This window comes from Mesorhizobium sp. FG116, from assembly GCF_057809835.1.
The window spans coordinates 1-785 of record NZ_JBMDKS010000129.1; the positions used below are offsets into that span (position 1 = coordinate 1).

1 protein-coding gene is annotated in these 785 nt (G+C 65.1%); it reads right to left on the minus strand.

Going from position 1 to position 785, the window contains the following annotated elements; genetic code table 11:
* Positions 1 to 785: transporter substrate-binding protein (locus ACODTY_RS24085; RefSeq protein WP_488996697.1), on the minus strand; the 785-nt coding region annotated here is incomplete at both ends.

Here is a 785-nt window from a genome sequence, read left to right on the forward strand (position 1 = left end):
CCCAAAATGGCCGGCCGCAGGATGTCGGGCTTGTCGGTGCCGCACTTGCGTAGCGCCTGCGCCACGATGTGAAGCTGGAAATAGGCCGCCTCCCAGCACATGTTGGTGACGACGTCGCCGCCGACCTTGCGCCGGTAGCGCTCCAGGCACATCCTGTTCTGGAGGCTGTCCTGCGACTGGAAATAGGTTGCCGAGGTGATGTGACCGACGGCGGCATCGATCCCCATCGCCCGGACATCCGCTTCGCTGGTGGTCAGGCTGGCGATCGGCATCCTGGCCGGGTCCAGTCCCGCCTCGGCAAAGGCCTGGTAGAAGTGGACGATCGCCTCGCCGACGAAATTGCAGAACACCACATCTGGCTGCAGGCGCTTGATGTCGGAGACCAGCGGCTGGTAGTCGGCGGCGGGCGCATCGAGCTTCAGGTAGCCGCGGCCGATCACCTCGCCGCCTTCCACCGCCACCATCTCGCTCATGATGCGGTCCGATTCACGGGGCCAGATGTAGTCCGAGCCGACCATGTAGAAGCGCATGCCGGTGTCGTTGAGCAGGAACTCGCCGAGCTTGGCGCTGTTCTGGTTGGGGGCGGCGCCGCAATAGATGGCGTTGCGCGAATATTCGAAGCCCTCGTACTGGGCCGGATAGCAGAGCAGGCCGTTGTGGCGCTCGACCGCGCGCAGCACGGCCTTGCGGGAACTGGACATGTAGCAGCCGAAGATGACCTTGACGCCGTCTTCGGCGAGAAGCCGGTTGGCGAGCAGGTTGTAGGCGAGCGGATCGCCGCCGGG